This is a genomic window from Streptomyces sp. GSL17-111, assembly GCF_037911585.1.
In the GTDB taxonomy this organism is placed as follows: Bacteria; Actinomycetota; Actinomycetes; order Streptomycetales; family Streptomycetaceae; genus Streptomyces.
In genome coordinates this window covers 2,094,645-2,117,455 of sequence record NZ_JBAJNS010000001.1, presented here as the reverse complement: position 1 = coordinate 2,117,455, position 22,811 = coordinate 2,094,645, and the positions used below count along the sequence as shown (strand labels likewise).

At 73.3% G+C, this 22,811-nt stretch carries 23 protein-coding genes; 5 read left to right on the top strand and 18 right to left on the bottom strand.

The window, feature by feature from the left end; all coding sequences use genetic code 11:
- Positions 1–98: 98 nt before the first annotated feature.
- Positions 99–1,616 (bottom strand): aldehyde dehydrogenase family protein, encoded by a 1,518-nt coding sequence (locus V6D49_RS09140; RefSeq protein WP_340558678.1) that lies wholly within the window; start codon positions 1,614–1,616, stop codon positions 99–101.
- Between the two features lie 188 nt (positions 1,617–1,804).
- On the opposite strand from V6D49_RS09140, the gene V6D49_RS09135 reads away from it, so the two are divergent.
- On the top strand, positions 1,805–2,548 hold the full coding sequence (locus V6D49_RS09135) for a hypothetical protein (RefSeq protein WP_340558676.1): 744 nt from the start codon (positions 1,805–1,807) through the stop codon (positions 2,546–2,548).
- A gap of 87 nt (positions 2,549–2,635) precedes the next feature.
- Here V6D49_RS09135 and V6D49_RS09130 read toward each other — a convergent pair whose 3' ends face one another.
- From V6D49_RS09130 to V6D49_RS09115, 4 genes are all read right to left on the bottom strand, one after another.
- Positions 2,636–3,625, bottom strand: coding sequence for a malate dehydrogenase (locus V6D49_RS09130; RefSeq protein ID WP_340558675.1), 990 nt, complete (start codon positions 3,623–3,625; stop codon positions 2,636–2,638).
- Between the two features lie 338 nt (positions 3,626–3,963).
- Positions 3,964–5,070, bottom strand: coding sequence for a helix-turn-helix domain-containing protein (locus tag V6D49_RS09125; protein ID WP_340558673.1), 1,107 nt, complete (start codon positions 5,068–5,070; stop codon positions 3,964–3,966).
- A gap of 212 nt (positions 5,071–5,282) precedes the next feature.
- A complete protein-coding gene (locus V6D49_RS09120) occupies positions 5,283–5,693 on the bottom strand; it encodes a DUF3017 domain-containing protein (protein ID WP_340558672.1) in 411 nt (136 codons plus the stop codon).
- A gap of 3 nt (positions 5,694–5,696) precedes the next feature.
- Positions 5,697–6,551 (bottom strand): bifunctional methylenetetrahydrofolate dehydrogenase/methenyltetrahydrofolate cyclohydrolase, encoded by an 855-nt coding sequence (locus tag V6D49_RS09115; protein ID WP_340558671.1) that lies wholly within the window; start codon positions 6,549–6,551, stop codon positions 5,697–5,699.
- 270 nt (positions 6,552–6,821) lie between these two features.
- Here V6D49_RS09115 and V6D49_RS09110 point away from each other — a divergent pair, with 270 nt between their 5' ends.
- The gene (locus tag V6D49_RS09110; RefSeq protein ID WP_340558669.1) at positions 6,822–7,454 is read left to right on the top strand and encodes a hypothetical protein; all 633 of its coding nucleotides are present in this window, start codon (positions 6,822–6,824) and stop codon (positions 7,452–7,454) included.
- 58 nt (positions 7,455–7,512) lie between these two features.
- Here V6D49_RS09110 and V6D49_RS09105 read toward each other — a convergent pair whose 3' ends face one another.
- The 7 genes from V6D49_RS09105 to V6D49_RS09075 all read right to left on the bottom strand — a co-directional run bounded on the left by V6D49_RS09105 (position 7,513) and on the right by V6D49_RS09075 (position 15,009).
- Positions 7,513–8,778, bottom strand: coding sequence for a D-alanyl-D-alanine carboxypeptidase family protein (locus tag V6D49_RS09105; protein WP_445330495.1), 1,266 nt, complete (start codon positions 8,776–8,778; stop codon positions 7,513–7,515).
- A gap of 169 nt (positions 8,779–8,947) precedes the next feature.
- Positions 8,948–10,270, bottom strand: a complete 1,323-nt coding sequence (locus V6D49_RS09100) for a metallophosphoesterase (RefSeq protein WP_340558667.1) — start codon at positions 10,268–10,270, stop codon at positions 8,948–8,950.
- Between the two features lie 25 nt (positions 10,271–10,295).
- A complete protein-coding gene (locus V6D49_RS09095) occupies positions 10,296–10,625 on the bottom strand; it encodes an SCO4848 family membrane protein (RefSeq protein ID WP_340558666.1) in 330 nt (109 codons plus the stop codon).
- A gap of 4 nt (positions 10,626–10,629) precedes the next feature.
- Entirely contained in the window at positions 10,630–11,400 is a 771-nt protein-coding gene (locus V6D49_RS09090) for a TetR/AcrR family transcriptional regulator (RefSeq protein ID WP_445330494.1), read from the bottom strand.
- Between the two features lie 74 nt (positions 11,401–11,474).
- The gene (locus V6D49_RS09085; RefSeq protein ID WP_340558664.1) at positions 11,475–12,101 is read right to left on the bottom strand and encodes a maleylpyruvate isomerase family mycothiol-dependent enzyme; all 627 of its coding nucleotides are present in this window, start codon (positions 12,099–12,101) and stop codon (positions 11,475–11,477) included.
- 156 nt (positions 12,102–12,257) lie between these two features.
- Positions 12,258–13,838, bottom strand: coding sequence for an alpha/beta hydrolase (locus V6D49_RS09080; protein ID WP_340558662.1), 1,581 nt, complete (start codon positions 13,836–13,838; stop codon positions 12,258–12,260).
- Between the two features lie 118 nt (positions 13,839–13,956).
- Positions 13,957–15,009 carry a trypsin-like serine peptidase gene (locus V6D49_RS09075; protein ID WP_340558660.1) on the bottom strand — a complete coding sequence of 351 codons (1,053 nt, stop codon included), beginning with the start codon at positions 15,007–15,009 and terminating at the stop codon, positions 13,957–13,959.
- 268 nt (positions 15,010–15,277) lie between these two features.
- Between V6D49_RS09075 and V6D49_RS09070 the strand changes: the two genes are divergently transcribed.
- Positions 15,278–15,955, top strand: a complete 678-nt coding sequence (locus V6D49_RS09070; RefSeq protein ID WP_340558659.1) for a helix-turn-helix domain-containing protein — start codon at positions 15,278–15,280, stop codon at positions 15,953–15,955.
- Positions 15,952–16,077 carry a DUF6126 family protein gene (locus V6D49_RS09065; RefSeq protein WP_340558657.1) on the top strand — a complete coding sequence of 42 codons (126 nt, stop codon included), beginning with the start codon at positions 15,952–15,954 and terminating at the stop codon, positions 16,075–16,077. The genes V6D49_RS09070 and V6D49_RS09065 overlap by 4 nt, the downstream gene beginning before the upstream one ends.
- Here V6D49_RS09065 and V6D49_RS09060 read toward each other — a convergent pair.
- The 6 genes from V6D49_RS09060 to V6D49_RS09035 form a co-directional block, all read right to left on the bottom strand.
- The gene (locus V6D49_RS09060) at positions 16,047–16,652 is read right to left on the bottom strand and encodes a hypothetical protein (RefSeq protein ID WP_340558655.1); all 606 of its coding nucleotides are present in this window, start codon (positions 16,650–16,652) and stop codon (positions 16,047–16,049) included. The genes V6D49_RS09065 and V6D49_RS09060 overlap by 31 nt on opposite strands.
- Before the next feature lie 154 nt (positions 16,653–16,806).
- Positions 16,807–17,565 carry a succinate dehydrogenase iron-sulfur subunit gene (locus tag V6D49_RS09055; protein WP_191209618.1) on the bottom strand — a complete coding sequence of 253 codons (759 nt, stop codon included), beginning with the start codon at positions 17,563–17,565 and terminating at the stop codon, positions 16,807–16,809.
- On the bottom strand, positions 17,565–19,319 hold the full coding sequence (gene sdhA / locus V6D49_RS09050) for a succinate dehydrogenase flavoprotein subunit (RefSeq protein WP_340558653.1): 1,755 nt from the start codon (positions 19,317–19,319) through the stop codon (positions 17,565–17,567). The genes V6D49_RS09055 and sdhA overlap by 1 nt, the downstream gene beginning before the upstream one ends.
- A 19-nt stretch (positions 19,320–19,338) precedes the next feature.
- Positions 19,339–19,797 carry a succinate dehydrogenase hydrophobic membrane anchor subunit gene (locus V6D49_RS09045; protein ID WP_191209616.1) on the bottom strand — a complete coding sequence of 153 codons (459 nt, stop codon included), beginning with the start codon at positions 19,795–19,797 and terminating at the stop codon, positions 19,339–19,341.
- Positions 19,798–19,802: 5 nt separating this feature from the next.
- A complete protein-coding gene (sdhC, locus tag V6D49_RS09040; RefSeq protein WP_191209615.1) occupies positions 19,803–20,183 on the bottom strand; it encodes a succinate dehydrogenase, cytochrome b556 subunit in 381 nt (126 codons plus the stop codon).
- A 153-nt stretch (positions 20,184–20,336) separates the two neighbouring features.
- Positions 20,337–20,876 carry a 2-oxo-4-hydroxy-4-carboxy-5-ureidoimidazoline decarboxylase gene (locus tag V6D49_RS09035; protein WP_340558652.1) on the bottom strand — a complete coding sequence of 180 codons (540 nt, stop codon included), beginning with the start codon at positions 20,874–20,876 and terminating at the stop codon, positions 20,337–20,339.
- A gap of 307 nt (positions 20,877–21,183) precedes the next feature.
- On the opposite strand from V6D49_RS09035, the gene V6D49_RS09030 reads away from it, so the two are divergent.
- Positions 21,184–22,809 (top strand): beta-N-acetylhexosaminidase, encoded by a 1,626-nt coding sequence (locus V6D49_RS09030; RefSeq protein WP_340558651.1) that lies wholly within the window; start codon positions 21,184–21,186, stop codon positions 22,807–22,809.
- The last annotated feature ends 2 nt before the right edge of the window (positions 22,810–22,811 follow it).

Here is a 22,811-nt window from a genome sequence, read left to right as displayed (position 1 = left end):
GGTGGTGCTGTGCGGGCCGGTTCGCGGTCCGCCGGGGCGGTGCGGGGGACTCGTGGTGGTGGGTGGGGGGTGGCACGGTCGTCGCGGCCGGGGCGGGGTCAGCCGCCGAACCAGCGGACGGGGGCGGGGCGCAGGTTCTCGTACACGTGCTTGGTCTCGCGGTACTCGGCCAGCCCGGCCGGGCCCAGCTCGCGTCCCACGCCGGACCTGCCGAAGCCTCCCCACTCGGCCTGCGGGAGGTAGGGGTGGTAGTCGTTGATCCACACGGTGCCGTGCCGCAGCCGCGCGGCGACGCGCCGGGCGCGGGCGGTGTCGGCGGAGAACACGGCCCCGGCGAGGCCGTACTCGGTGTCGTTGGCCAGGGCGACGGCCTCGTCCTCGGCGTGGAAGGTCTCCACGGTCAGGATCGGCCCGAACGTCTCCTCGCGGATGACGCTCATCTCGCCGTGGCAGTGGTCCAGCACGGTCGGCAGGTAGAAGTAGCCGCTCTCGGGGCGGACCTCGCTCGGCTCGGGCCGCGCGCCGCCGCAGCGCAGCGTGGCGCCGTCGGCCAGTGCGGCGGCCACGTAGGCCTCGGTCTTCTCCAACTGCTGCCGGGAGACGAGCGGACCGCACTCGACACCCTTCTCGGTGCCCCGGCCCAGGCGTATGAGCGACGCCCTGCGGGCCAGCTCGGCGACGAAGCGGTCGCGCACCGGCTCCTCGACGATGAGCCGCGCACCGGCGGAGCACACCTGGCCGCTGTGGATGAAGGCGGCGTTGAGGGCCTGGTCGACGGCCGTGTCGAAGCCGTGCTCGGTGGCGCAGGCGTCGGCGAAGACGACGTTGGGGTTCTTCCCGCCGAGCTCCAGGGCGACCTTCTTCACGCTCGGCGCGGCGGCCTGGGCGACCTTCACGCCGCTGGCCAGGCCGCCGGTGAAGGACACCAGGTCGACGTCGGGGTGTTCGGCGAGCCGGGCGCCCACGGGGTCACCGGCGCCGGTCACGAGGTTGCCCACCCCCGCGGGCAGCCCGGCCTCGTCGAGCAGCCGCAGCAGGCGCACGGTGGACAGCGGCGTCAGCTCGCTGGGCTTGACGACGAAGGTGTTGCCCGCCGCCAGGGCCGGTGCGATCTTCCAGCTGGCCTGGAGCAACGGGTAGTTCCAGGGCGTGATCATCGCGCAGACGCCGACGGGTTCGTGCACGACCACGCTGTGCACGTCCGGGTCGCCCGCGTCGACCACGCGCCCGCCGGACTCGTTCGTCACCAGGTCGGCGAAGTAGCGGAAGGCCGCCGTGACGTCGTCGACGTCGACCCGGCCCTCCTCCAGGGTCTTGCCCGTGTCGCGGGACTCGGTGCGGGCGATCTCCTCGCGGTCCCGCTGGAGCAGGTCCGCGGTGCGGCGCAGCAGGGCGGCCCGTTCGGCGACGGGGGTGCGCGGCCAGGGGCCGGTGTCGAAGGCGCGACGGGCGGCCCGGACGGCGTCGTCGGCGTCCTCGGCCGAACCTTCGGCGACCACCGCGAGCACGGTGGCGTCGGCGGGGTCGATGACCTCGCGGGTGGTGCCCGCCGTCGCGGCGCGCCAGACGCCGTCCACGTGGACGGTCGTCGGCTCCGGCACGTCTTCTGAATGCATTTCCTTGCTTTCTGACCGTTTTGCACTGCGCCAGACACACTGGCAACGGGCACCCCTGCCCCAAACCTGCGATCTCATGCCCGTGAGTATTCGATAAGTGGCCTTCATCACGCTGGAGGTCGGGTGTCGGCCCCGACCTCTACGTTGGGCGGGTGGCACAACTGACAACACGGGGAAGGTACGTGCGCGTGCGAAAGCAGTACAGGACGCCGGCGATGGCAACGGCGGCGGCTCTCATGGCGGTGGCGGGTCTGAGCGCCTGCGGCAGTGAGAGCAACGGCCTGGCCGAGAAGTCGGGCAAGGAGGTCTCCGAGGAGGCCGGCAAGGCGCTGAAGGACGTCACCTCGTTCCAGATGCAGATGGAGTCCGAGCAGGACGGTTCCACGTTCTCCATCGACCTGACGATGGACCGCGACGGCAACTGCGTCGGGAAGATCGACCAGGGCGAGCAGGGCACGGCCGAGATCGTCAAGCAGGGCGACAAGGTCTGGATGAAGCCGGACCAGAAGTTCTGGGAGGTGCAGGGCGGCGCGAACGGCGCGGCCGTCTACGAGCTCTTCAAGGGCAAGTACCTCGCCGGCACGACCCAGGACCCGATGCTGCAGGGCATGGCCGGCAGCTGTGACCTGAAGGCCCTCCAGGAGGACATCAACAGCGACGACGACGGCACCACCTGGTCCGACCCGAAGGAGGGCGAGGTGGACGGCAAGAACGTCGTGACCATCAAGGGCACCTCCGAGGAGGACGAGGAGGAGACCACGATGCACGTCGCCGCCGAGGGCACGGCGTACCCGGTGCAGATCGTGAACGCCGAGGGCGGCGCCGAGACGACCGTCTCGTTCGGCAAGTTCGACGAGGGCGTGCCGGACGACGTCCCCTCCGAGGACGAGTCCTTCGACGTCTCCAAGCTGGAGCAGGCCGCCGGCAGCTGAGCCGACGCGGCACGGCGACGCCGGAACGCCGAACGGCCCCCGCATCGCGGGGGCCGTTCGGCGTTCGTCGGGTGCGTGCGGACCCGCTCAGAGCAGGCCGAGACCGCGCACGGCGTCGCGCTCCTCGGCGAGCTCCTTGACGGAGGCGTCGATGCGGGCGCGGGAGAAGTCGTTGATGTCCAGGCCCTGGACGATCTCGTACTTCCCGTCGGCGCAGGTGACGGGGAAGGACGAGATGAGGCCCTCCGGGACGCCGTAGGAGCCGTCCGAGGGGATGCCCATGGACGTCCAGTCGCCCGCCGCCGTTCCGTTGACCCACGTGTGCACGTGGTCGATCGCGGCGTTGGCGGCGGAGGCGGCCGAGGAGGCGCCCCGCGCCTCGATGATGGCGGCACCGCGCTTGGCGACGGTCGGGATGAACTCGTCCGCCAGCCACTTCTCGTCGTTCACCGTCTCGGCGGCGTTCTTCCCGGCGACCTCCGCGTGGAAGATGTCCGGGTACTGGGTGGCCGAGTGGTTGCCCCAGATCGTCAGCTTCCTGATGTCCGAGACGGCGGTGCCGGTCTTCTTCGCGAGCTGGGTCAGCGCGCGGTTGTGGTCGAGGCGGGTCATCGCGGTGAAGCGCTCCGCCGGTACGTCCGGCGCGGCGGCCTGCGCGATGAGGGCGTTGGTGTTGGCCGGGTTGCCCACGACGAGGACCTTGATGTCGTCGGCGGCGTGGTCGTTGATGGCCTTGCCCTGCGGCTTGAAGATGCCGCCGTTGGCCTCCAGGAGGTCGCCGCGCTCCATGCCCTTGGTGCGCGGGCGCGCGCCGACGAGCAGGGCGACGTTCGCGCCGTCGAAGGCGACGTTCGGGTCGTCGCTGATCTCGATGCCCTCAAGGAGCGGGAACGCGCAGTCGTCGAGCTCCATGGCGGTGCCCTCGGCGGCGCCGAGGGCGGGGGTGATCTCCAGCAGACGCAGCTTGACGGGGACGTCCGGTCCCAGCAGGTGGCCGGAGGCGATGCGGAAGAGCAGCGCGTAGCCGATCTGGCCGGCGGCTCCGGTGACGGTGACATTGACGGCGTTGCGGGTCATGGCGGTCTCCGTTGAACCTGACGATGGCGGCTGGACCTCCGGACCGAGGACGAAGTCTCTCTACGTCAAGAGATCCGGCGTCAGGCTATCGCGCCCGGCCGGGGTGGCGACGGCAGGGCGGCGGCTCGCGCCGGGTGCGGGACAGGACGGAGTGCGGGGCGGCCGCCCGCAGAGGGAGGGGGTTGCGGGCGGCCGCCCCGGACGCGGTGCCGCGCCCGTGGGGGGATGACGGTGTTGTGCCCCGTATCCCGGGACCTATGCACACCGGGTGCCCGAGCCGATCCGGCCCGTCCACTCCCGGCCGGGTCCTCGGCCGCGCCCGCACGTCCGGGTCCGCGTCAGCGGACCGTGCACCCCTGCGACGTCCCGGCGCGCTCGACGCAGATCCGCACGACGTCCGGGCTCTTCGCGGCGACCATCATCGTGTAGCCCTCGGTGTTCTCGCCCAGGTCCTGGCTGGCCCTGGCGTCGGTGTCGGCGGTGATCACGACGGTGTCACCCGGCTCGGCGGCGCCGATCCTGGCCCAGGCGGCCTCGCACACCTCGCTGTAGCGCACCTCGACGTAGGCCGCGCCGATCATCGCGTCCGACGTCGTCTCGGCGTACTGACCGCCGCAGCCCATGAGTTCGGGGTCCTCGCCGGTGCAGTCGGCGCCGCTGCACAGCACGCCGTCGGGCAGCTTCGGCTCGGTCACCTTGCGCGGCGGGGGTGTGGGCTCGGCGGCGGCCTCGTCGCCGTCGCCGGGGAGGTCGACGAAGAAGAACGTGGCGGCCAGGACGGCCAGCGCGCTCACGCCGCCGGCGAGCAGCATCGTGACGCGTCGCCCCCCGGACGGCGGTTCGGCCGCGCGGGCGGCGGTGCGGCGCGGTGCGGGACGACCCGGCGCGGGTCGGGGCCCCTGGGGTGTGGGACGGGCGGCGGCGTGGGACGGGACCGGGGCACCCGGGGCGGCCTCCGGCGAGGTGCGCAGGGCCGTCGTCGCGGCACTGCCGGTGCCGCCCGGTCCGCCGGGGCCCGGGACGGCGTCCGGGGCCGGGCGCCCGGGAGCGTTCCGCTGCCGTCTGCGGCCCTTCGCGGCGCCGGCCTCGGCCGCCTCGGCTGCCTCGGCGGCCTCCAGCGCCTCGCGGGCCTGCGATATGCGGATGGCCTCCATCGTCATGTCGTGCCGCATCTCGGCCCGGCTCCAGGCCCGTTCGGCCAGCTCCCACAGGGTCGCCAGGTGCCGCACGTCGGTGCCGGTGACGTCGGCGAGCGCGGAGACGGCTCCCTGCGGCGGGAGCAGCCGTCCGCCGAGGTAGCGCTCCCACGACGTCTTGCTGTAGCCCGTCTTGTCCGACAGGGCGGAGAGGCTCAGCCCGCTGCGGTCCACGAGCCGGCGCATCTGACTCGCGAAGTCGCGGATCTCCGGGTCCAGTTCCTCCGGTAGCGGCTTCCAGCGAGGCATGCCGATGACCTCCCTCTCCCCGGGCGTGCTGTTGTTGCGTCCTCGCGCACCGCCGACGGTCGCCACGGGCCGGGCACGAACATCCGACCAGTGTGCCACTCGTCGGTGGGGGGAACGGCACGTCCGTCCGGTTCCACGCCCGAACGGTGCGCGGCGGTTCCACGCCGACGGGCGGTCGTCCCCCGGGGACGCGATCCGCCACCTCGTCGCGCCTAACGGACGAGGTAGCGGATGACGTCCTCCAGGAACGGGAGCTCCAGCCACGGTCGGGGCTGCGCCATGAGCCCCAGGACGATGATGAGCGAGCCGAGCAGGCCGTAGGTCAGCATGTCCGTGAACCGGGAGCGGACGGCCAGCATGCCCACGTTCGGCACCACCCGGCGCAGCACCGCCCCGGCCAGCAGGGAGCCGCCCACGACGAGCACGCCGAGCCGCGTCTCGCCGAGGACGATCAGCAGCCCGGCCCCCGTGCCGGCCAGCACGGTCAGCAGCGGCCACTGGCGGTACGGCGCGGGGGCGTCCCCGGCCGCCGCCCGGCCGCCGCCCTCGGGCCGGGCGGTGTCACGGGTGAGGACGGGGAAGCGCCGGGTGCGGCGGCGCGGCGCGCTGGAATCCGCTCCCATGGCTCAGCCCGCGTTCCGCTCGGCCGCGTCCACGACGTTGGCCAGGAGCATCGCCCGCGTCATCGGGCCGACGCCGCCCGGGTTGGGCGAGAGCCACCCGGCCGTCTCCGCGACGCCCGGGTGCACGTCACCGGCGATCTTCCCGCTCTCGTCCCGGCTCACGCCGACGTCGAGCACGGCCGCACCGGGGCGGACGTCCTCGGGCTTGATCAGGTGCGGCACGCCGGCGGCCGCCACGACGATGTCGGCCTCGCGCAGGTGGGCGGCCAGGTCGCGGGTGCCGGTGTGGCACTGGGTCACCGTGGCGTTCTCCGAGCGGCGGGTCAGCAGCAGCGGCAGCGACCGTCCGACCGTGATGCCCCGGCCGACGACGACCACCTCGGCCCCCTTGATCGGCACCTCGTGGCGCCGCAGCAGCTCGATGATCCCGTTCGGTGTGCAGGGCAGGGGAGCGGGGACGCCGAGGACGAGCCGGCCGAGGTTCGCCGGGTGCAGCCCGTCGGCGTCCTTGTCCGGGTCCATCAGCTCCAGCACGCGGTTGGTGTCGATGCCCCGGGGGAGCGGCAGCTGCACGATGTAGCCGGTGCACTCCGGGTCCTCGTTGAGCTCGCGGACGACGGCCTCGATCTCCTCCTGCGTCGCGGTGGCGGGCAGTTGGCGCTGGATGGAGGCGATGCCCACCTGGGCGCAGTCGCGGTGCTTGCCCGCCACGTACTTGTGGCTGGCCGGGTCGTCGCCCACCAGCACGGTGCCCAGTCCGGGGCGGACGCCCCGGGCCGCCAGGGCCTCCACCCGGGTGGCGATTTCGGACTTGATGGTGGCCGCGGTGGCCTTGCCGTCGAGAATCTGCGCGCTCATGCCCCCATCCTCCTTGATGCCCGGCCCCCGTCTCCACTCCGCCCGCCGGTACGGGCCCGGTAAGAGCTTCGTCACGGTCGGCGAGCGCGGCTGGACACGTGCTGCGGGCGGGCCGGATGATGACCGCAGTGCCGCGGGCCGAAGGGGACGGCCGCGGGGGAGGGCACGGGGAAGGCGCTTGCGCCCGGCCCTCGGGCCGGAGCCCGGGGTGCCCCGGTGACCTGGCCCGGGTGCGTCCGATCGTCCCTACCGCGCTTTCGAGGTTCCGCCGTGAGTCACCCGAGCCAGCCCGACCCGTACGGCCAGCCGCAGCCGTACGGCTACCCGTCGGCGCCGCCGCAGCAGCCCCCGCCCCAGCACCAGCCGGCGTCCGGCTACCCGGCGCAGCACCACCCGGCGCCGGGCTACCCGGGCGGCTATCCGCAGTACCCCGGCGGCATGCCGCCGATGCGGACGGGGATGCCCGGCATCGTCGTCACCGCCCGGGTGCTGCTCTTCGTCGCCGGTGGCCTGTGGCTGCTGTGCGCCATGCTGGGCATCTACCTGATGGCCGAGTCGTCGAAGCCGTACTACGAACGTCCCACCTTCGGTGACGTCTCCGACGACCTCTACGCGGTCGGTGTCGTCCTGCTGTGCGTCAGCCTGGCCATGGGAGCCCTCCACATCACGGTCGCCTCGATGTTCGGCAGGGGCCGCGCGGGCGTCCGGGTCATGGCGATCATCACGGCGGCCCTCAACACCCTTGCGGCCGGCTTCGCGTTCCTCAGCTCCCTGGCGTCCGACGGGTCCGTGGAGGCTTTCGGGGTGTTCATCCAGGTGCTGTGGCTGGTGACGGCGATCCTGACGCTCGTCTTCCTCTGCGTCCGCCCGGCCGGGCAGTGGTTCAACCGCCCGCAGTTCTGACCGGGGGCCGTCGCACCACCGCCCGGGGGCGGTCCGCACCCGGGCGCCGGGGGCGCGGTCAGTCCCGGGCGGCGGGCCAGCGCCGGTGCACGAACCAGGCCGCGGCGGCGAGGACGGTGCCCGTCGCCGCGATGAGGCCCACGGCGGTGCTCACGCCCGAGGCCCCGGAGGCGGGCGGTTCGGACGCCGTCAGTCCTGCGGCGGTGCCCTCGCCGTTCTTCTCGTCGCCCACCGGGGTCGGGTCTGCGGACGGGGCCTGCGCGCCGCGCGGCGGGACGAGTTCGCCGACCGGCGTCACCTCGTCCGCCGCCGCGAAGCCCCAGTCCAGCAGGGCGGCCGTCTCCTCGTACACGCGGTTGGCCCCCTCGTCCTCGTCGGGGTGCATGACGGTGACCAGGAGGGTGCGCTCCCCGCGCTGGGCGACACCGGTGAAGGTGTAGCCCGCCTCGGAGGTGTAGCCGTTCTTCACCCCGGCCAGCCCCTCGTACGGTTCGAGCCCGTCGGAGCCGATCAGGAGCCGGTTCGTCGTGCCGATGGCGAAGTGCTCGCGCTCGCGCGGCCCGTCGTCCTCCTTCGCCTTCTTCTCCTCCTTCGCCCACTCGCCGGGGAAATCGGCCTCGGCGGTGGCCGCGTAGGCCCGGAAGGCCGGCTTCTGCATACCGGAGCGGGCGATGAGGGTGAGGTCGTAGGCGGAGGACGTCTGCCCCTCGGCGTCGTAGCCGTCCGGGCTGACGACGTGGGTGTCCTGCGCGCCCAGGGCGTCGGCGTGCTCGTTCATCTCCCGCGCGGTCTTCTCCAGACCGCCGTTCATCGCGGCCAGGACGTGCACCGCGTCGTTGCCGGAGCGGACGAACACCCCGTTCCACAAGTCGTGCACGGTGTACGGGTGGTCCTCCTTGATGCCGACGGCGCTGGAGTTCGTGCCGAGCTCCAGGAGGTCCTCCCGCCGCACCTCGTAGACCGTCTCGGCCTCGAACTTCGGCAGCAGCGCGTCGGCGAAGAGCATCTTGATCGTGGACGCCGGTGCCAGCCGCCAGTGGGCGTTGTGCGCGGCCAGCACGTCACCGCTCTCGGCGTCGGCCACGATCCAGGAGCGCGCGGTGAGCTTCTTCGGCACCTTCGGCGCCTCCGGGCCGAGCGCGACCTGGGTGCCGGGCAGGCCGAGACGTTCGCCGCCGACCGTGGACATGCTCTTCGGCGGCTTCGCCTCGTCGGCCGCGGCGGGAGCGGTGGTCAGGCCGCTGAGCAGCGCGGGCAGCAGCACCGCCGCCGCCACCGTCGTACGGGCGGCGGCGCGCCGGGAAGTATGACGAATCGTGTCCACGGGGGGAACGTACCGCGTGTCCCGACACTCCGTTAGCCCAGGGGCGGCACCCGGGTGACCACCCGTTCGGCCGCACGACACGCGCCGATCCGGTACGACGTGGCCGCCCGTCCGGGTGAACGCACGGCGGGGCGACGGGACATCGCCCGGGACCGGACGACGGCGCGGTTCAGGCACTCCGCGCGGCCAGTTCGACGACGGTGATGTCCGGCTCCGCGCCGACCCGTACCGGCGGCCCCCACGCGCCGGCACCGCGCGTCACGTAGAGCTGGGTGTCGCCGTACCGCTCCAGCCCGGCCAGGGTGGGGTTGGCCAGGTCCGCCAGGTACGTCCCCGGCCACATCTGGCCCCCGTGGGTGTGCCCGGAGAGCTGGAGGTCGACGCCGTGCTCGACGGCGTCGTGGATCATCACCGGCTGGTGCGCCAGCAGCACGGAGGCGCGCTCCGGCGCCCGGTCGCCGAGGGCGGCCTCGTAGTCCGGGCCGTCGTCGTAGTTCTCACCGGCGATGTCGTTGACGCCCGCCAGGTCGAACCCGGCCAGCTCGACCCGCTCGTTCTCCAGCGGACGCACGCCCAGCTCCCGCATGTGGTCGACCCACTGCTCGGCGCCGGAGAAGTACTCGTGGTTGCCCGTGACGAAGTAGGCGCCGTCCCGCGAACGCAGCGTGGCCAGCGGCTCGGCGGCCTCCCCGAGGTCGGCCACGGAACCGTCCACGAGGTCCCCGACGATGGCGACGGCGTCCGCGTTCACCCGGTTGATGACGTCCACGATCCGCTGGGTGTGGCCCCGGCCCAGGACGGGCCCGATGTGGATGTCGCTCACCACCGCGATCCGGTAGCCGTGCGCCCCGCGCGGCAGCTTGGCCAGCGGAACGGTCACCCGCTTCAGCCGGGGCCCGATGCCCAGCATGCTGTAGGTCCCGTACCCGACGGTCCCCGCCGCCGCCACACCCGCCGTGACGGCCGCCGCCCGGGCGACGAACAGCCGGCGCGAGGGGTCGGAGGGGCCGGACTCGGCGGGGGCGGTGCGCGTCGGCTCCGGCGCGGGCGGCCCGCCGGGCCCCTCCGGGGCGTCCGCCGGGCCGGTGGCCTCCGCCGGGCCGGCTCCGGGCCCCTGCGGTGCGGTCACCAGCTCCTGCCGGGGCTCCGGCGCCGGAGCGGGCTGCTCCGCCCGCGCCGCCCGCCGGGCGAGCAGTCGCCGGGCCAGCGGGCGCACCGGCTCCAGCGCGACGAGCGCCAGCAGCAGGTAGACGAGCAGCGCGAACCACATGAGGCCGGGCCACGCCAGCAGCTGCTGCACGACGAACGGCGCCTCCATCCGGCCCGCCGTCTGCCCCGCGACGGCCAGCAGCGGCAGCACGACGGCCAGGGCCGTCCCCACCCGGCGGTAGACGCCGCGCGGCGCCGAGACGTCACGGACCAGGCGGCGCCACAGGTAGTAGTGCGCACCGCCCAGCACACCCACCACGAGCCCCAAGAACACGAACACCATGTGACGCTCTTCCCCGCCCTATCCGCTATGCGACGCTGTCTCTGTCTTCCGGAACGCCGTCGGCCGCACCGGCGTTCCCCGCGTTCCGCCTCCGGCCCTCGAAGCCCCCGGCGGCGGGCGGGCGGCGCAGGGCCCGCAGCCCCCGCAGCCCGATCACGCCGATGGCCGTCCCGAGCGCGAAGGACACGACGGCCAGGCACAGGTGCACCCAGAAATAGCCCGTCGGGTCGCCCGCGTCGTCGAAGGCCAGTCCGCTGGAGTCCTTCCACAGGTTGCGCACGAAGGTCGTCCACACGAACCACGACCACACCCCGAACGCCAGCAGGAACCACGAGACGGGGCGGGAGAGCTTCATGACCTCAAGTATGCGGGGGGCCGTTCCGGCTCCGGCCCGCGGCCCCCGCCGCCGTGGGCAGCACGAAGTCCTCCAGCACGCGCCGCACGTCCCGCACCAGCGGACGCAGCACCCGCCACCGGGAGAGCGCGACGGCCCGGGCCGTCAGCGGAGCCGTCCGGTCCGCCAGCGCACGGGACCGGGAGCAGCCGGGGGAGCGGTCGAACACCCAGTACAGGACGAGCCCCATCTGGTGCAGCCACAGCAGCTCCGGCAGCAGCTCGGCCAGCTCCGGGTCACCGTTCACCCGGGCGCCGGACAGCGCCTCCCGGAGCAGCGCGACGGCGGCGTCCCGGGCCGGCCGGGACTCCGGGGAGAACGGGCTCAGCGGGCTGTCCGGATCGGCCGCGTTCTTGAAGAACTGGGCCGCGAACTGGTGGTACGGCTCCGCGACGTCGAACCAGGTCAGGTACACGCCGCGCAGCCGTTCCGTCAGGTTCCTCTCCTGGGCGAGCACCTTCCGCGCCGCCGCCCGGTGCTCGGCGCCGATGCGCTCGTAGAAGCCCTGGACGAGGTGCTCCTTGGAGGCGAAGTAGTAGTAGGCGTTCCCGACGGACACGCCGGCCTCCGAGGCGATGGCCCGCATCGTCGTCCGGTCGTAGCCGCGCTCCTGGAACAGCCGCAGCGCGGTCTCCAGGATGAGCGTCCTGGTCTGCTCGCTCTTGGGCTTCCGCCGGGCCGCACCCCCGCCACGCGCCCCGCCCGCACCATCCACGTCCTTCGCCTCACCTGCCACACCCCGAAGCCTAGACGCGGGAAGGTGCCCCCGACGGGTGCGGCGGTCGCCCGGTCCCGTGGGACCGGGAAGGGTCAGACGGACTCCGCGACCCGCGCGACACCGGGCCCGGCCAGCTCGTCGAGCGCCACCCGGCGCCCGGAGACGGCCAGCAGCAGCGCGAGCGCGGTGCCCCTGACGTCCGGCCCGGAGCCGATCGACAGCTCGGCGTCCACCGCCGTCAGCCGGACCCGGGCCGTCAGCTCCTTCGCCCCGCCGAAGGACGCCGGCGTACGGGTCTGGAGGCGCAGCGACCGAAGGACGGCCTCCGGCGGATAGGAGCGGGCCAGCCCGAGCGGCCGACGGATGTCCTCCCCGTGGACGACCTCCTCGACGATCCGGCTGTCCAGGGGCGCCGGCGGGGACGACCGCCGGGACGCCACCTCACGCAGCCGATCCAGCGTCTCCCGGGGTGTGGCCCCGCGCTCGCGCTCCACGCCGCGTGCGTTCTGGCGGTCGAAGTCGAACCGCTCCCGCACCAGCCCGACGACGAAGCCCAGGCGTGTCGTGCGAGCGCTGCCCACGAGATGGGCGACCACGTCGTGCACGCTCCACCCCGGGCACAGGGACGGCTGCTCCCACTGCGCGCCGTCCAGACCGGCGAGGTCGGCGATCAGCGCGGCACGTTCCGCGTGCACGATCGACCAGACGTCGTTTCCCATGGCTTCCCCTTCGCTCACTCACGGACTTTCACCGGAGTGAGACTCCGCGGCGCGGGGAAACTCATCGCCCGACCGACGGGGCCCGGCCCACGCGCCACGACGGGCCGGGCCCCGTACTCGGGGCCCGGCCCGTCGTGGCGTGGTCCGTGGGGGTGGTCAGGCGTCGCAGGTGGTGTCGTTGTCGGGGACCTCGCCGCGCAGCAGGTAGGCGTCGACCGCGTCCTGCACGCAGGAGCCGCCCGCCAGGTAGGCGCCGTGACCCTCGCCGTCGACGGTGACGAGCACGCCGACGTCCTCGCCGAGCTCCTTCGCCATGCGCTCGGCGCCCTCGACCGGCGTCGCCGGGTCGCCGGTGGTGCCGATGACGACGACCGGGGCCGCGCCCTCCGCGCTCACCTCCGGGTTGTCGCGGGCGCCGGACACCGGCCAGTCGGCGCACCAGCCTGCGGTGTCCCAGGCCAGGAACGGCCCGAAGACCGGGGAGACCTCCACGAAGTCGGGCAGGACGGCCCGGGCCTCCTCCGGTGTGGCGCGGTGGCTGTCGTCGGCGCACGAGACGGCCCGCTGGGCGTGCGAGGCGGCCTCGAACCGGCCCTCGTCGTCCCGCCCGTGGTAGCTGTCCGAGAGGGCCAGCAGCCCGGTGCCGTCGCCGTCCTCGGCCTGCTCCAGCGCCTGCGTGAGCAGCGGCCAGCCCGCCTCGCTGTAGAGCGGGGTGACGATGCCGTACAGGGCCTGCGCCTCGCTGAGTCGGCGGTCGCCGTCGGTGGGCAGCGGCTCCCGGTCGATCCGCTCCAGCAGGTCGGCGATGCGCCGCGTCCCCTGCTCGGGGTCCTCGCCGGTGCTGTCGAGGTAGTTCTCCAGCGCCCGCTGGAAGCCGACGGTCTGGTGCCTGGCGTGTTCCACCGTGCCCGCCGTCGGGTCCACGGCGGCGTCCAGCACCATCCGTCCGACGCGGTCGGGGAACAGGTGCGCGTAGGTGCCGCCCAGCGTCGTGCCGTAGGAGAACCCGAAGTAGTGCAGCTTCTCGTCGCCGAGGACGTGGCGCATCAGGTCCATGTCGCGCGCCGCGTCGGCCGTGCCGACGTGCGGCAGCAGTTCGCCCGCCTCCTCGTCGCAGTCCGCGCTGAGGGCCCGGGCCTGCGCCAGGTACTCCCGCTCCTCGGCGGCCGTGTCGGGGGTGACGTCGGTGCCGAGGGACTCCTCGATCTCCGCGTCGCTCTGGCAGCGCACCTTCGCGCTGCGCCCCACGCCGCGCGGATCGAAGCTGACCAGGTCGTAGGAGGCGCCCAGGGTGGCGAAGGCGTTCTCGAAGCCGGGCAGCGCCGCCACGCCGGAGCCGCCGGGACCGCCGAAGTTGAACAGCAGGGAGCCGACGCGCCCGTCCTCCCCGGTCGCCCGGGTGCGGATCAGGGCGAGGTCCAGCGTCTCGCCCTCCGGCTCGTCGTAGTCCAGCGGCGCCCGCAGCGTGGCGCACTCCCAGCGGTCGGCCGGCGGGGACGTGCCGGGGGCCGGGGCCTCGCAGTTCTCCCACGTGAGCCGCTGGCCGGTGAGCCCCTCGGGCAGCGCCGGGGCGTCCTTCCCGTCCGGCTGGGCGGACGGCGAGCGCTGCGCGCCGTCGCCCCGGTCGCCCTCGGACTCCTCGCCGCTGCAGCCGCCCAGTGCCGTCACCGCGAGCACGGCCGCGACGGCGGTGGCCGCCGTCCTGCGGTGTCCGCCGCTCCTGGTCCTGCGGAACACGTGGCCCCCCACTCCTCGTACGGTCAGTGGCGGGCCATCCTATGCGGACGACCTGGCCGGACACCGAGCCGTGACGGGGTGCGGGGGGCCTGCGGTCAGCTGGGGCGGGGGCGGCCCGTCAGCGGGACTGCGCCTCGTCGTAGAGGGCGCGGGCGTCGTCCCCGAAGTAGGGGCCGAACATGTTCCCCGGCCAGAAGACGTAGCCGAAGCTGTTGACGGACGTCTGGAGCCCGGTGCCGTCCGACTCGTCGAAGTCCGTCAGCCAGGGGCCGCCGCTGGAGCCGCCGGTCATGTCGCAGCCGAGGCCGTGGTCGCTGGAGAGGAGGAAGTCGCGGAAGCTCCGCCCGCTGCAGTAGATGAAGCTCTCCCCGTCGTAGGGGTCGGCGGCCGGGAAGCCGAACGCGTACATGTCCTGGTCGTAGCCGCCGTTGAAGGCCAGGCCCTGACCGCCGACGACGTCCGTCAGCCGCTGCCCGTCCAGCTCGCCGACGACGGCGGCGCCGATGTCGTAGTTGATGTCCTCGCTCGCCGTCCACTGCGGGGTGGCGAGGGTGGCCTCGGCCGCCCAGCGCCCGTAGGGGGCCTGGCCGTCGCGGTAGGCGGGGACGAAGACCCAGTCGGTGTGCCAGGCGCCGTCCATCTTCACGCAGTGCCCGGCGGTGACGACCGTGCTGCCGTTGGCGCTGTTGACCGCGTTGCCGGAGCAGGAGGCGCTGCGGCCCTGGTAGGTGAAGAACACCCGGCCCGCGGTGGTGGTGATCTCCCCGCCGCCGGTCCACGGAGCGCCGCCCTCGGGGAACGCCTGCGCGCCCACGTCCGAGGAGGACGCGGGGGCCAGCGGCTGGACGGTGCTGGTCGGACCGTCCGGCAGTCGGGGTGCCGCCGCGCCGGTGCGCGGACCGTCGCCGGGCGCCGTCGCGCGGGGGCCGGGTGCGGTCAGCTCCTCCAGTGGCACCGCCGCCCGCATCCGCTCGGCGGTCCAGTGGGCGCGCACCCGCTCCTGTGCCGTGGGCGACTCCGCCGCCGGCCGCACGGCGGGTGGTGCGTCGACGTCGGGCGCGTCCACGTCGGGGGCGTCCACGGCGCCGGCCGGTGTGGCCAGCACGCCGCCGGTGACCAGGGCGCCGACGGCGATGAGCGTGCCCAGCAGGGATCGGGGGGTGCGTCTCACGCTGACTCCTTCTGCGGCGGCCGCGCGGTGTGCGCGCGGGCGGAGGTGACCGGGGCGGCCGAAGCGGCCTCCCGGGCAGACGAGTTGTGCGGTTACCGGACGTAAGGCAGCCTGCCATCGGAGTGGGTGTTTGTCAGGGCTGTGTCAACGACTGGCTGAAACGCTTCCCTACGGCATGTGCACCCCGCGCGTCCCCGGAGTGGACCGCGACCGTGCCTCAGAGGCACGAAACTTGCCCGACGGGCACGGGGTTGGCTCAATGGAGGGCATGAGCCCTCCGCCACCCGACGCCGGCTCCTCCCCGCCCGGACCCGCCGGAGAGCCCGGCCCGGACCCCGCGGAGCCCGTCGTCGCCCCGCACCTGCGGGCCGTACGGCGCCGCGCCGCACTCACCCTGGAGGCGGCCGCCCGGATCGCGGGCATGTCGCCCGCCTACCTCTCCCGGCTGGAGACCGGCCGTCGCCAGCCGTCCCTGCCGACCCTGCTCGCCCTGGCCCGCTGCTACGGCACGACGGTCTCCGAGCTCCTCGGCGAGGCACCCGCCGACCGCGACGCCGTCATCCGCGCGGACGGACCCGGCGACCCGCCGGACAGGGTACCGGCGCGGGCCGGCGGCTGGACCTACCGCCGGGCCGGCGCCACGGGCCGTGCCCTGCAGGCCCTGCGCGTCCACGTGCCGTACGGATCGCAGGGCGACGTCGTACGGGTCCACCCGGGGGAGGAGTGGCTGCACGTGCTGAGCGGCCGCCTCCGGCTGCGTCTCGGCGACAGCGCCCACCTCCTCGCTCCCGGGGACAGCGCCCACTTCGACTCGCTCACCCCGCACCGCCTCGCCGCCGACGACCCGGGCGGGACGGACCTCCTCTTCGTCCACACGCTGCTGCGCAGCCCCACCGACACCCTGTGCCTCGGCCCCGGGCGTCCGACCGCCGGAGACCAGCCGTGAACGACGAACGCGCCCAGGGGAAGTTCCCCCGCGGCCTGTGGGTCCGTCTCTTCGTCTACCTCGTCGCCGGGCACCTGCTCTCGGCCTTCATCTACCTGCTCTTCGTCCTGGGCGCCGAGTGACCGCCCGGCCCGCGGGCGGCCTGCCAGTGGGCGACGACGCGGGCGTGCGCCGCGTGCAGGGCGGACATCGAGGCCGGGCGCCAGGTCTGCCCGAGCGGGACGGCCAGCGGCACCCCGCGCCCGTCGACCCGCGTCACGACGACGCGGTGGACGGCGCCGTCCCAGCGGTGCGTCAGCTCCACGGTGACGCCCGCGACCTCCGGCCACGCCGCGCGCCGGCGGCGCAGGGCCAGGCCGCCCCGGGTGCGGACCCCGTGGGCGTCCACGACGGTCACCGCGCCGGCCCGGTGGAGCAGCAGGGGTAGCACGGCGCTCACGCCCCAGGCGGTCGCCCGCAGCGGCCGGTCGGCGGCGTGCCCGGGCCCGGCGGACAGGAAGCCGCACCAGCCGACGCCCGCCACGACGAGGGCGACGCCCGCCCACCCGTACAGCCGCCCCCGGCGCGGATGCCGGAAGGTCACCGGCTCGGGCGGCCGCGCGTGCCGCCGTACGGGGCGGGCCAGCAGCACCGCCACCACGACGAGCGCGGCCCCCGCCGCCCAGCCCGCCGTCCTCCGTCCCGTCGGTCGTGTCACACCGACCCCCCTCAAGCGCTCCCCGTCCTCCGGGGAAGCACGACTCCCCCGCACGTCGCCGGACATGTTCAGGGCCCCGGGCCGCCCGCGGGTGCGGGACGGGCCGGGGCCCTGGGGAAGACGCCTCCGAGCGGCCGGAACGTTGAATTCCGGTTCAGTACCGCCGGGTGATCAGCGCGCGCTTGACCTCCTGGATCGCCTTCGTGACCTCGATACCGCGCGGGCAGGCGTCCGTGCAGTTGAACGTCGTGCGGCAGCGCCACACGCCGTCCCGGTCGTTGAGGATCTCCAGCCGCTGCTCGCCGGCGTCGTCACGCGAGTCGAAGATGAACCGGTGCGCGTTGACGATGGCCGCCGGGCCGAAGTACTGGCCGTCGTTCCAGAAGACCGGGCAGGAGGACGTGCAGGCGGCGCACAGGATGCACTTGGTCGTGTCGTCGAACCGCTCGCGGTCCTCCGCGCTCTGCAGCCGCTCACGCGTCGGCTCGTTGCCGTTCGCCACCAGGAAGGGCATCACGTCCCGGTACGCCTGGAAGAACGGCTCCATGTCGACCACCAGGTCCTTGAGCAGGGTGAGGCCCTTGATGGCCTCGACGGTGATCGGCTTCTCCGGGTTGATGTCCTTGATCAGCGTCTTGCACGCCAGCCGGTTGCGCCCGTTGATCCGCATGGCGTCCGAACCGCAGATGCCGTGCGCGCAGGAGCGGCGGAACGTGAGCGTCCCGTCGAGCTCCCACTTGATCTTGTGGAGGGCGTCCAGGACGCGCTCCTTGGGGTCGATCTCGATCGTGAAGTCCTCCCAGGTGGCCTCGGCGGCCACCTCGGGGTTGAACCGGCGGATGCGGAACGTGGCCGTGATGTACGGCGTCGCGTCCTCGACCTGGTCGGACTTGTCCAGGGTGGGGGTGCTCATCAGTACTTACGCTCCATCGGCTGGTAGCGGGTCGTCACGACCGGCTTGTAGTCCAGCCGGATCGACTCGGTGCCGTCGTCGCCGACCTCGCGGTACGCCATGGTGTGGCGCATGAAGTTGACGTCGTCACGGTTCGGGTAGTCCTCGCGGTAGTGACCGCCGCGGGACTCCTTGCGCGCCAGCGCGGAGACCGCCGTCACCTCGGCCAGCTCCAGCAGGTTGCCCAGCTCGATGGCCTCCAGCAGGTCGGTGTTGAACCGCCGGCCCTTGTCCTGGACGCTGACGTTCCGGTACCGCTCGCGCAGGGCGCCGACCTCGGCCACGGCCTCCTTCAGCGTCTGCTCGGTGCGGAAGACCATGACGTTCTTGTCCATGGTCTCCTGGAGCGCCTTGCGGATGTCGGTGACGCGCTCGCTGCCCGTCGCGCCGCGCAGCCGCTCGACCTCCTCGACGACGAACGTCTCCGGGCCCTCCGGCAGCTCGACGAAGTCCGCCGTCGCGGCGTACTCGGCGGCGGCGATGCCGGCGCGGCGGCCGAACACGTTGATGTCGAGCAGCGAGTTCGTGCCCAGCCGGTTCGCGCCGTGCACGGAGACGCAGGCCACCTCGCCGGCCGCGTACAGGCCCGGCACGACGGTGGTGTTGTCGGCCAGCACCTCGCCCTTGACGTTGGTCGGGATGCCGCCCATCGCGTAGTGCGCGGTCGGCTGGATCGGGATCGGGTCCGTGTAGGGCTCGATGCCCAGGTAGGTCCGGGCGAACTCGGTGATGTCCGGCAGCTTGGCGTCGAGCTGCTCCGGCGGCAGGTGGGTGAGGTCCAGGAAGACGTGGTCGCCCTCCGGCCCGCAGCCCCGGCCCTCGCGGATCTCGGTGTAGATGGAGCGCGAGACGACGTCGCGCGAGGCGAGGTCCTTCATGACGGGCGCGTACTTCTCCATGAAGCGCTCGCCGTCCTTGTTCCGCAGGATGCCGCCCTCACCGCGCGCACCCTCGGTGAGCAGGATGCCCATGCGCCAGATGCCGGTCGGGTGGAACTGGAAGAACTCCATGTCCTCCAGCGGCAGCCCGCGCCGGAACGCGGCGGCCTGCCCGTCACCGGTGAGGGTGTGGGCGTTGGAGGAGACCTTGAAGAACTTGCCGTTGCCGCCGGAGGCGAAGACGACCGACTTGGCCTGGAAGACGTGCACCTCGCCGGTGGCCAGCTCGTAGGCCACGACGCCGGCGGTGCGCTTGACGCCGTCCACCTCGGTGAGCAGCAGGTCCAGGACGTAGAACTCGTTGAAGAACTCCACGCCCTCCTTGACGCAGTTCTGGTACAGCGTCTGGAGGATCATGTGACCGGTGCGGTCCGCCGCGTAGCAGGAGCGGCGCACCGGCGCCTCGCCGTGGTTGCGGCTGTGGCCGCCGAAGCGGCGCTGGTCGATGGTGCCGTCCGGGGTCCGGTTGAACGGCAGGCCCATCTTCTCCAGGTCGAGGACGGCGTCGATGGCCTCCTTCGCCAGGATCTCGGCGGCGTCCTGGTCGACCAGGTAGTCACCGCCCTTGACCGTGTCGAAGGTGTGCCACTCCCAGTTGTCCTCCTCGACGTTCGCGAGGGCGGCGGCCATGCCGCCCTGCGCGGCGCCGGTGTGCGAGCGCGTCGGGTAGAGCTTGGTGAGGACGGCGGTGCGGCAGCGCTTCGTCGACTCGATCGCCGCCCGCATGCCTGCGCCACCGGCGCCGACGATGACGGTGTCGTACTTGTGGATCTTCATCAGCGGGTTACCTCAGCCCTCAGCGGATGTTCGGGTCGAAGGTGAAGATCACCAGCGTGCCCAGGAGGACGGTGAATACGGTCGCGGCGTACAGCAGCCACTTGAGCCAGAACCGGGTGCCCGGCCGCTCGGCGTAGTCGTTGATGACCGTGCGCAGGCCGTTGGCGCCGTGCAGGGTGGCCAGCCACAGCATCGTCAGGTCCCAGGCCTGCCAGAACGGGGACGCCCAGCGGCCGGCGACGAAGGCGAAGCCGATCCGGCTCACGCCGCCGTCCAGCACGAGCTGGATGAGCAGGTGGCCGATGACCAGGACGGTCAGGAGCACGCCCGAGACGCGCATGAAGAGCCAGCCGTACAGCTCGAAGTTCCCGCGCGTGGACTTCGGCGACCGTGCGGTACGGGCACGGGGCGCCTCGATGACGGGCGCCGGGTTGTCGGGCGACGGTGTGTTGCCGTCTGCGTCGATGATCACGGACATCGTGCTCAGCTCCCGAAGACTTCGTGGAAGGCGTGCGAGAGGACGGGCCAGAAGGCCCCCGCCATCAGCACGGTCCAGATGCCGACGACGGTCCACAGCATCTGCTTCTGGTAGCGGGCGCCCTTGGACCAGAAGTCCACGGCGATGACCCGCAGGCCGTTGAGCGCGTGGAACAGCACGGCGGCCACCAGGCCGTACTCCATCAGGGCGACCACGGGGTTCTTGTAGACCGCGATGGTGTCGTCGTAGGCCTCGGGCGAGACCCGGACGAGTGACGTGTCCAGGACATGCACGAACAGGAAGAAGAAAATGAGGACGCCGGTGACTCGGTGAGCCACCCAGGACCACATGCCTTCCCGGCCGCGGTACAGCGTTCCAGCCGGCACGGAAATACCCTCCGGGAGCGGGGAAAGGGCCTGCCGGCTTCAGTGTCGGTCGGGCCCGGCCGGGTACGGTCCACCGGCCGCGGCCATCGTAGCGACGCCTTGTCGGTTCGCTTGCGTGGGGGGCGAAGGTGTGATCAATCAGGCACGGACGGACTACGGACCGTGAGGCGTCTGCGGGCTGAGACCGCCGGGGGCGAGGTGGTTCCGCAGCAGGCGTCGCAGCCGCGTACGGGCGAGTCGGCGCAGCTCGTCCCCCGCCACGGCCCGCTCCTGCTCGGCGTCGTGCGCCAGTCGGGCCCGCAGGGCGGAGAGCGTCTCGTTCAGGTGTTCCCCCGGTGGCAGCTCGTCCAGACAGATCACGAACGCGTGCCCGAACGTGCTTTCGTACTCCGCCTGCGCCGCCCGCAGCGCCGTGCGCGCGGCCCGGGCGCCGGGCCCGTCGCCCAGCGGCCCGTGCGTCGCCGACTCCGCCGCCAGCGCCTCGGCGACGTCGACCTCCCGCAGGTCGTAGCTCGCCTCGTCGGCGGCCGCCAGCAGCGCGTGCACATCCGGATACGGACGGTTTCCGGCGAGCAGTTCGGCCCATCGCCGACTGCCGCAGCAGGAGAGCAGGACGGCCACGGCGACCTCGGCGGGCGCGGCGTTCAGCCGGCCGAGCGGGGTGCGCGGGCCGCGCTGGGCGGGCAGGCGCATGGGCTCCTCGGGCGGACGGGCGAATGGGGGAGGGGACGCGACGCGGGTCGTCGGTCGGACGTGCGGGCCACCCGGGCGACCCGGATGACCCCCACGACCCGGGTGTCGACACGGACCCCTTACGGGCCACCGTAACGGGCGAGCCCGGACAGGCATCGACGGATGTGCGAATTTCACCCGTACGTGACCGGTCCGGACACCGCGTAGCCGTCGGGGAGGGGCCCGCGAGCCCGGGGGGGGCGTGGCGTGCCCGGAACGGCTCCGTTCGGCGAGAGCCGTGCGCCGTCCGGCCCTACAGTGGCGAGGTATGGCGGCGAACCGAGGCACCCGGCCCAGTGGACGGCACGCGAGCGACCGGCGGCACGCCCGGCAGCGCTACGCCATCGTGGGCGCCGTCGCGCTCACCGTCGCCGCCGGCAGCGTCTTCACCGCCACGCAGGTCCAGGACGAGCCGCCGTCGCCGCCGGGTCCCGGCACGACGGCCTCGCCCTCGCCCCGGCCGTCCCCGGCACCCGAACCGCGCTCCATACCCTCGGTGCGCGAGTGGAGCGAGGGCCGCGGGCCCGGCTGGGCGCCGGACGACGAGACGCGCGTCGTCGCCGACCCGGACGGACCGCTCGCCGACGAGGCGCGTCTCCTGGCCGGTGAGCTCGACGTCGAGACCTCCGAGGGCCCCGCGCGGGCCGGCGACGTCGAGCTGGCCCTTGAGGAGAACGCACTCGGCGGGCGGGAGGGCTACGTCCTGAACACCTCCGACGGCCGGGTCGAGATCACCGGGCGCACCGACGCCGGCGTCTTCTACGGCACCCGCACGCTCGTCCAGTCGCTCCGCGACCGGGACCGGATGTCCGAGGGCGAGATACGCGACTCACCCGACCGGCCGCAGCGCGGCCTGCTCATCGACACCGCCCGCAAGCACTTCAGCGCCGACTGGCTGGCGGACCGGCTCCGCGAGATGGCGGATCTCAAGCTCAACCAGCTCCACCTGCACTTCGCCGACGACCAGGGGTTCCGCATCGAGAGCGAGAGCCACCCGGAGGTCGTCTCCGAGCAGCACCTGACCAAGGACGAGGTCCGCGACCTCCTCGCACTCGCCGAGTCCCTCCACATCACGGTCATCCCGGAGGTCGACTCCCCGGGCCACCTCGGCGCCGTCCTCGCCGCCCACCCCGACCTCCAGCTCCGCGACGCCTCCGGCGAGCCCGTGCGCGGTGCCATCGACATCACCGACCCCGAGGCCGCCGAGATCCTCGACGACCTGCTGAACGAGTACGCCGAGCTCTTCCCGAGCCCCTGGTTCCACCTCGGCGGCGACGAGTACGTCCCCCTGATGCGCTCCGACCCCGCCGCGTCCTTCCCCGACCTCCAGGCGGCGGCCGAGGAGGAGTACGGCGCCGGGGCGGGCATCCAGGACCTCGCCACCGCCTGGCTCAACGACCGGGCGGCCACCGTCGTCGACCAGGGCAAGCTGCCGCAGGTCTGGAACGACGGGATGCACGCCGACGGCGAGGTGCGGCCCAGCCGTCCGCGCGAGGTCACCTACTGGACCGGCCGCGAGTTCGGGGCCCGCGAACCGGTCTCCTACCTCCAGGAGGGGTGGGACCTCGTCAACCTCAACAGCAAGTACCTCTACTACGTGCTGGGCGAGCCCAACGAGTTCACCTACCCCACCGGCGAGGCGATCTACGAGGAGTGGACGCCCGACGTGCTGCGCGGCAGCGAGCCCGTCCCCGAGGAGTACGCGAACGCCGACCGCATACCCGGTGGGCGCTTCGCCGTCTGGTGCGACCTGGCGGGTTCCCAGACGCCGGCCCAGGTCGCCGACGGCATCCGCCTCCCCCTCAACGCCACCGCCCAGAAGCTGTGGGACCCGGCCGAACCGACGTTGTCCTGGGAGCAGTTCACCGAGCTGGCCGACCGCGTCGACGACTGAGC